We start from the raw sequence: 7,053 nt of genomic DNA, 5'->3' as shown, positions 1-7,053 counted from the left end.
TGATTTTTTTATTTGTCCCACTTTCGGGGGTAAGTCCAAGTTGAGGGTGTTTTTTCTTTGTTTTTCTAATTACTCTTCAACTGTAATTGCAGATGTTGGACAGCTATCTGCTGCATCTTTTGCGCATTCGAGATCTGTTTCTGGTTGAAGAACTTTTGCTTTCATATCGTCGCCTATTTTGAAAACATCTGGACAAAGATTTTCACATACACCACAACCGATACATGTTGCTTCGTCTACTCTAACTTTCATCCTAGACACCTCCTGATATTAAAGTTACTATTAAGATTATATCACATGCTTTCACCATGTGCAAAGGTTTTTGATGTTTTATCTATTTGTTTTAAGTAATTTTTTACTATAATATTTCCATCATTTATCAATTTTTCCACTTGTTTTACGTTTTGTACTACAGATGAATGTGACTTTTTAAAGATAGTTCCAACATCTCTAGTTGAAAGATTTAATTTTTTGACGGCGTAGTACATTCCTACTTTTCTTGCGTATGAAATATTTTTTGTCCTTTTAGATGATATTATATCCTCTGGTGAACAATCAAAAATATCTGCTAAGATTTCAAGGAGTCTTTGTTCAAATGATTTTGGAGGTTTGGAGACATTTGTTAGTATACTTTCGGCAATAGAAAGGTTTAGTTTTCCGTATAGATTTTTATATGCGATTAATTTTAGAATTGCCCCGTGTATGAGTCTGGGATTATCGTATACATTACTGATATAATCAATAATTTTGTCTTCAATTTCTATGTGTTTCATTTGACAGATTTTTTTGCCGATTTTAAATAAATCCTCTTTGTTTGGTTTTTCGATCTTTACTAGCAACCCCATTTGAAATCTAGAAATCATTCTTGAATGAAAATCTTTTAATTCTTGAGGGGTTCTATCTGAACAGATTATAATTTGTTTTCCAGCTTCGTGTATAGTATTGAATGTATGAAAGAGTTCTGTTTGAGCCGATTTTATTCCTATTAAAAATTGGATATCGTCTATTATTAGGATATCCGCTTTTTTTCTGTATTTTTCCCTAAAATCTTCAATATTTCCGTTTTTTATGGCCGAAAACATTTCGTTCATAAATTCTTCGCTTGTAAGATAAGCAACTTTCATATCTGGGTTACTTTCAAGTAGATAATTTCCAAGTGCTTGAGCAAGGTGTGTTTTACCAAGCCCAACACCACTGTATAGAAATATTGGGTTGTAAAAGCCTGGTTTTTTGCTTGCTTCAATAAATACGTTGTATGCAAACTTATTAAATTCACCTACAACTAAATTTTCGAAAGTATATTTTGGGTTAAGTGGTGTGATTAAAAGAGGTCTTTTTTTGATTAATGGACCAGCTTCGCTTTTAACGTTTTTGACCTCTTTGTATGTGATTTCAAATGTACTATCTTTTCCCAAAATATCTTTGACTACTTTTGAAATAATTTTATTAAACTTTTTTTCTAGCCTATCTTTTATAAAAATATTTCCAACTTCGAAAATGACATGTTTATCTTTAATTTCCCTAATATCAAAATCCAAGAACCAACTTTCCCAATTTTGGCGGCTAATTTTTTCTTTTAGTGCAACTATTATCTCTTTTTTCATAGGAAACACCTCAAGGATTATTTTTGAATATTTTTTGGTGGGGCAGAATCTATTATCTCATACCTCAATGTAAAAATTCAAGGGAAAAATGTGTCAATGTTCTGAATAAATTCCCAATAATGTGAAACAATGTGGCAGGGTTATTAAATTTCTTTTTTAAGAACAAAGAAAATTAAGTATTGATGAGAATTTTTGATTTTCTAATTTTTACACAAGTATGCGAAGCTTAGATTTTTTGGGGATTTAAGATAAAATAAATTTGTAACATGGAGGTGAAAAATATGAAAATTTATGTCTCATTAGATTTTGAAGGATTAGGTGGGATAACGCAGTGGTCTGATGTGGAATATGGTATTAAATTCAAACAACATCTGCTTATGGAACAACTAGAAAAATTTTTGGAAGCTGTTGGAAATAATTATGTGTTAATTTCCGATTCTCACGCCATGGGAGATAACGTGTTGTGGGAAATTACAAAGAAATTTGATAATGTGGAAATAATATCCGGTGGGTTGAGAAAGGATTACATGATGACAGGTCTTGATGAAACTTTTGATAGAGTTGTGTTTTTTGGTTATCATGCTGGAATTGGCACAAGATATGCAGTAATGGATCATACATATTCTTCATCTTCTATACATAATATTTGGATAAATGGAAAGATAATGAATGAAGCAATCATTAACGCTGCTTATGCGGGACTTTACAATGTACCTGTTGCAATGATTATAGGGGATGATAAACTAAAAACACAGGTTAATTTTAAAAATTTGTTTTATGTGGAGACAAAAACTTCTTTGGGAAGATTTTCTGCAAAGCACAAATCTATGAAAAAAGTTCTTTTGGATATTGAGAATAAGACAAAGCAAATGATAGAGGTACCAAGAGAGGAATTTGAAATTGTAAAATTTGAGAAACCTATAGAATTAGTCGTTGAACTTTCAGATACAGCTCGTGCTGATTTGGTGGAAATGTTGCCACTTGTTAAAAGAATTGATGGAAGGAAAGTTAAATTAGTGCATGATGACTATAGGGTGGTTTTTGATACAATACTCAGTATGACATTTATGGCATCAATTGTCAAATATCTTGGGAGGTGAAGGAATGCTAAAGAGTTTTGAAGAAATTGTAGATATTGCAAAGACCAAAGATGCGGTTGTTTCATTAGCCGGTGCAGAGGATATAGAGGCTTTAAAAGCTATAAAAGATGTCAAAGATTATGGAATAAAAGCTATTTTGGTTGGAAATGAGGAAATTGTGAGAAGAAATTTAAATGAATTAGGCATGGATTTGCCAGTTGTTGATGCAAAATCTGAAAATGAGATAGCGGAAAAAGCAGTGAAATTAGTTTCATCTGGTGATGCCAATATTCTAATGAAAGGCCTTATTAAAACTTCCACTTTATTAAAAGCAGTTTTAAACAAAGAATGGGGATTGAGAGGAAATGGTTTGTTATCTCACGTTGCATTATTAGAGACACCGGGCATGGATAGGATTGTGTTTGTTACAGATGGCGGAATGGTAATAAAGCCAACATTGGAACAAAAGGTTCAAATTATTAAAAATGCCGTTGAACTTGCACATAAATTGGGATATAAAGAACCGAAGGTAGGCCTTATTGCAGCAGTTGAGGTTGTAAATCCAGATATGCCTGAAACTATGGAAGCGGCAATTATTGCAAAGATGGCGCAGAGAGGTCAAATAAAAGGTTGTGTAGTAGATGGACCGTTGGGATTGGATAATGCTTTAAGTGAATTTGCGGCTAAAATAAAAAAAGTTTCAGGTGATGTAGCGGGAAAGGCAGATATATTGGTTGTGCCAGATATACATAGCGGAAATTTTTTAGGAAAATCTGCAATTTATCTTGCCAATGGTAAGATTGCCGGTATAGTGATGGGGGCAAAGGCACCTATTGTTATAGTTTCACGTGCTGATACAAGTGAATCAAAGAAAAATTCACTTGCTATTGCAGCGGCTATTAGTGTACAAAAGGAGGGAAAATAATGAAAAAATTAGCTGTTGTTGCAATTGGTGGGAATGCAGTTAATAGGCCAGGAGAAAAACCCACTGCACAAAATATGATAAAAAATCTTTCTGAAACTGCAAGTTATATAGTTAATATGCTTGATGAGTATGATATTGCGATTACTCACGGAAATGGACCACAAGTTGGAAATTTGCTAATCCAACAGGAAATTGCAAAAAATAAAGTTCCACCTTTTCCTATTGATGTTAATGATGCACAAACTCAAGGTAGTTTAGGATATATGATTGCTCAAACCTTGAATAATTGTTTGAAAGAGAAAGGAAGGAAGAGGGAAATTTCCGCTTTGATTACACAAATAATAGTGGATAAAAATGATCCCGCTTTTGAAAACCCAACTAAACCTGTCGGACCTTTTTATACAAAAGAAGAGGCAGAAGAATTGGAACGTGAAAAAGGTTGGAAAATAGTTGAAGATGCGGGTAGAGGTTGGAGGAGAGTTGTTCCATCTCCAAAACCTCTGGACATTATTGAAAAAGATGTGATAAAATTGCTTATGAAAAATGATGTGATTGTTATAGCAGCAGGTGGTGGGGGAATTCCTGTAGTCCTTGAAGATGGAAGATTAAAGGGCGTGGAAGCCGTAATTGATAAAGATAGGGCAAGTGCGTTACTTGCCAAGGAAATTGGTGCGGATGTTTTAATTATTTTAACAGGTGTTGAGAAAGTTTACTTAAATTATGGAAAAGAAGATCAAAAAGCGTTGGATAGATTAACTGTTTCTGATGCAAAAAAATACCTAAAAGAAGGTCATTTTCCAAAAGGAAGTATGGGACCTAAAATAGAAGCTGCAATAGATTTTGTTGAAGCGACTGGTAAAGAATGTTTGATAACAGATATGAGTGTATTGGATAAAGCCTTGAGGGGTGAAACTGGAACACGAATTATTAAGGGGTGAAATGTTGATTAGAATTCTTATCCCTCAGGCTCTCGTGGAGGACCTGAGGGGATTTTTATATAACCATCAGAATGTTGTTTTTGATATTTATGATTTAAACTTAGAAGAAAAATTAAAAGAAAATTATTGGGATGTTGTATATTTAACTGAAAAAAAGAATGTTCCGGGTAAGTTTGTGGTGTATTCCATAAGGGAATTGGAGCTTGCAGTTTTGTATCTTGAAGAAAGACAGAGATATGATGATTTGAAAAGAGAATTTGATATGTTGTATTCTTTTCCAGAACTCCAAGGTCCTGTAATACATGAGTTTTTAAACAAATTAATATCAATGTATAAGGATAAAGAAAAAGCGACTTTAAAATACGAAGATGGCATGTATTTAAATGAATATGTATCATATATTCGCTTAAAACTCCCAGGAGTAAAGGTTACTTTTTCAAAAACAAAGGGGGAAAAGATACCACCACTTCGGGATAGAAAGGAAGACATTGTTTTTATGTTTGATAAAGTTTTATCTTCTATCTATTTTAAATACAATAATATCGAAAAGAGAATACCGGATGATGAAGAATATGAATTATTAAAACTTTATAATTGGCCTGGAAATACAAAAGAACTTGTGAAAGTTGCAAGTGAATATGCGACAAATGGTATGTTAAATATACCAAAATTTAAAAAGTCTACATTTTCCGGTATTGATTTAATTAATTTTACGAGTAAATTGGTGAAACATGTGGAGAAAAGATATATTTCACTTGCATTAAAGAAATCAGGGAATAGGATGAAAGCTGCAAAAATGTTGAATATTAATTATAAAACACTTTCTTATAAGATTAAAATATATAAGTTGGATAAGAATAGGTGATTTTTATGAATGTTGGAGTAATACTCTTTGGAGGTAGTGGAAAAAGGTTTTCACAAGAAATTCCAAAGCAATTTTTAAAATTTAACGGTAAGACTTTAATGGAGCATACTCTGGAAAAATTTTTTGAAGATTTTATACATTTAATTGTTGTAGTTGTAAATAAGGATTACTTAGAGAAATCAAGGAAAATTTTGAAAAAATACGGTCAAAAAGTAAAAATAATAACAGGAGGTTTTGCGAGGGAGTATTCTACGTTAAGTGCTATAAATTATTTAAAAGATAAAATTTCAAAAGAAGATAATGTTATTATACACGATGGTGCAAGACCATTTGTAAATAAAGAAATTTTGTTGAAAAATATTGAATTTGTTGATAATTATGGTGCAGTAGTAACAGCTTTACCTGTTGAAAATACCATTGCTTTTGTTGAAAATGATAGAGTGAAGACCGTCCCACCTAGAAAGAAATTATTTTCCATTCAAACCCCACAAACTTTTAAATTTTCTGTCCTTTTAGAAGCATTCGAGAAAGTAAAAGATTTAGAAAATTACACAGATGATTCGTCTGTAGTTTTAAAAGCAGGTTTTGATGTATATGTTGTTATGGGTGAAAAATCAAATATAAAGATAACTACCAAAGAAGATTTGTTTTTGGCAGGGGTTGAGAACTTTGAATGGGATATATAAAAAGGTATTTATATCGATAGCTATTAGTTTTTCGGTTATTATCCTCTTTCAATTTTTTTATTCATTTAGTGTTGGGATAGATGTATTTTTATCAAAGAAATTCATATTGGGAATTTTTATTCTAATATTGATATATTTGATTGATTCTTTGAGATTAAAGCTATTATTATGCTTTTTTGGTTATAAAATACCATTTTTTGAAACAGTAAGGAACGTATTTTTCGGTAAATTTTTTTCGTTTATTACACCTATGTCCATAGGTGGTCAACCGTATCAAATTTATCATCTTTCAAAAATTGGGGTGAAAACAGAAGATGCAACAAATATAATAATTTCTAGAACTTTAGAAATTTCAATAGTAATTCTTGCACTTGATTTAATTTTTGTAAAACCAATATTAAATGCATATCCAAAAAGTATTGGGTTTACATTAATAGTTGTGGGATTTTTGGTAAGTTTGGGGGTTTCTATACTTATATTTTTAGGATTTGTCAACAGGAAATTTTTGGAAAAGATATTGTTGTTTTTTGGAAGAATATTTAAGAAAAGGATGGAAAAGGATAAGATTTTAAAGTGGATAGATTCGTTGCATGAAAGTATAAATATACTTTGGGTGAAAAACCCGTGGATGTTATTTTTTGATATAATTCTTTATTTTTTAACTATATGTATGTATGGGTTTATACTTTATATGTTTGTTGTTAATATAAATTTTTGGTACATAATTGGGGTATTGGCTTTGTTAAATTCGGTGGCATATTATATACCTACCCCTGGATCAAGTGGTGGTATTGAAGGAACATACCAATTAGTGTTTTCACAAATATTTGGTGGAAATAAAGCTATTGAGTTAATAACTATATATAGAATTATAACTTTTTATTTTCCGTTGATATTGGGAACTTTGTTATTTCCAAAGTTTGGGTTTAATTATCAAAATAAAGAGGAGGGTTAAC

8 protein-coding genes are annotated in these 7,053 nt (G+C 31.4%); 6 read left to right on the top strand and 2 right to left on the bottom strand.

The features are described from left to right. Positions 1 to 69: 69 nt before the first annotated feature. Both XJ44_RS01190 and dnaA read right to left on the bottom strand, forming a co-directional pair. Positions 70 to 252, bottom strand: a complete 183-nt coding sequence (locus XJ44_RS01190) for a ferredoxin (protein ID WP_075665260.1) — start codon at positions 250 to 252, stop codon at positions 70 to 72. A 41-nt stretch (positions 253 to 293) separates the two neighbouring features. Next, positions 294 to 1,604 (bottom strand): chromosomal replication initiator protein DnaA, encoded by a 1,311-nt coding sequence (gene dnaA, locus XJ44_RS01185; protein ID WP_077197798.1) that lies wholly within the window; start codon positions 1,602 to 1,604, stop codon positions 294 to 296. A 281-nt stretch (positions 1,605 to 1,885) separates the two neighbouring features. Here dnaA and XJ44_RS01180 point away from each other — a divergent pair, with 281 nt between their 5' ends. Genes XJ44_RS01180 through XJ44_RS01155 form a run of 6 tightly spaced genes read left to right on the top strand, consistent with a single transcriptional unit; the run spans position 1,886 to position 7,052 of the window. Then, positions 1,886 to 2,704 (top strand): M55 family metallopeptidase, encoded by an 819-nt coding sequence (locus XJ44_RS01180; protein WP_077197797.1) that lies wholly within the window; start codon positions 1,886 to 1,888, stop codon positions 2,702 to 2,704. 4 nt (positions 2,705 to 2,708) lie between these two features. Beyond that, positions 2,709 to 3,608, top strand: coding sequence for a bifunctional enoyl-CoA hydratase/phosphate acetyltransferase (locus XJ44_RS01175; RefSeq protein WP_077197796.1), 900 nt, complete (start codon positions 2,709 to 2,711; stop codon positions 3,606 to 3,608). Continuing rightward, positions 3,608 to 4,546 carry a carbamate kinase gene (arcC, locus tag XJ44_RS01170; protein WP_077197795.1) on the top strand — a complete coding sequence of 313 codons (939 nt, stop codon included), beginning with the start codon at positions 3,608 to 3,610 and terminating at the stop codon, positions 4,544 to 4,546. The genes XJ44_RS01175 and arcC overlap by 1 nt, the downstream gene beginning before the upstream one ends. Position 4,547: 1 nt before the next feature. Next, the gene (locus XJ44_RS01165; RefSeq protein WP_369799918.1) at positions 4,548 to 5,411 is read left to right on the top strand and encodes a helix-turn-helix domain-containing protein; all 864 of its coding nucleotides are present in this window, start codon (positions 4,548 to 4,550) and stop codon (positions 5,409 to 5,411) included. A 5-nt stretch (positions 5,412 to 5,416) separates the two neighbouring features. Beyond that, a complete protein-coding gene (gene ispD / locus XJ44_RS01160; RefSeq protein WP_077197794.1) occupies positions 5,417 to 6,097 on the top strand; it encodes a 2-C-methyl-D-erythritol 4-phosphate cytidylyltransferase in 681 nt (226 codons plus the stop codon). Continuing rightward, positions 6,081 to 7,052, top strand: a complete 972-nt coding sequence (locus XJ44_RS01155) for a lysylphosphatidylglycerol synthase transmembrane domain-containing protein (protein WP_077197793.1) — start codon at positions 6,081 to 6,083, stop codon at positions 7,050 to 7,052. The genes ispD and XJ44_RS01155 overlap by 17 nt, the downstream gene beginning before the upstream one ends. Position 7,053: the final 1 nt, after the last annotated feature.

This window comes from Thermosipho affectus, assembly GCF_001990485.1.
In the GTDB taxonomy this organism is placed as follows: domain Bacteria; phylum Thermotogota; class Thermotogae; order Thermotogales; family Fervidobacteriaceae; genus Thermosipho; species Thermosipho affectus.
Note: the sequence above shows the minus strand (reverse complement) of the source record. Positions and strands in the feature narration are given on the sequence as shown.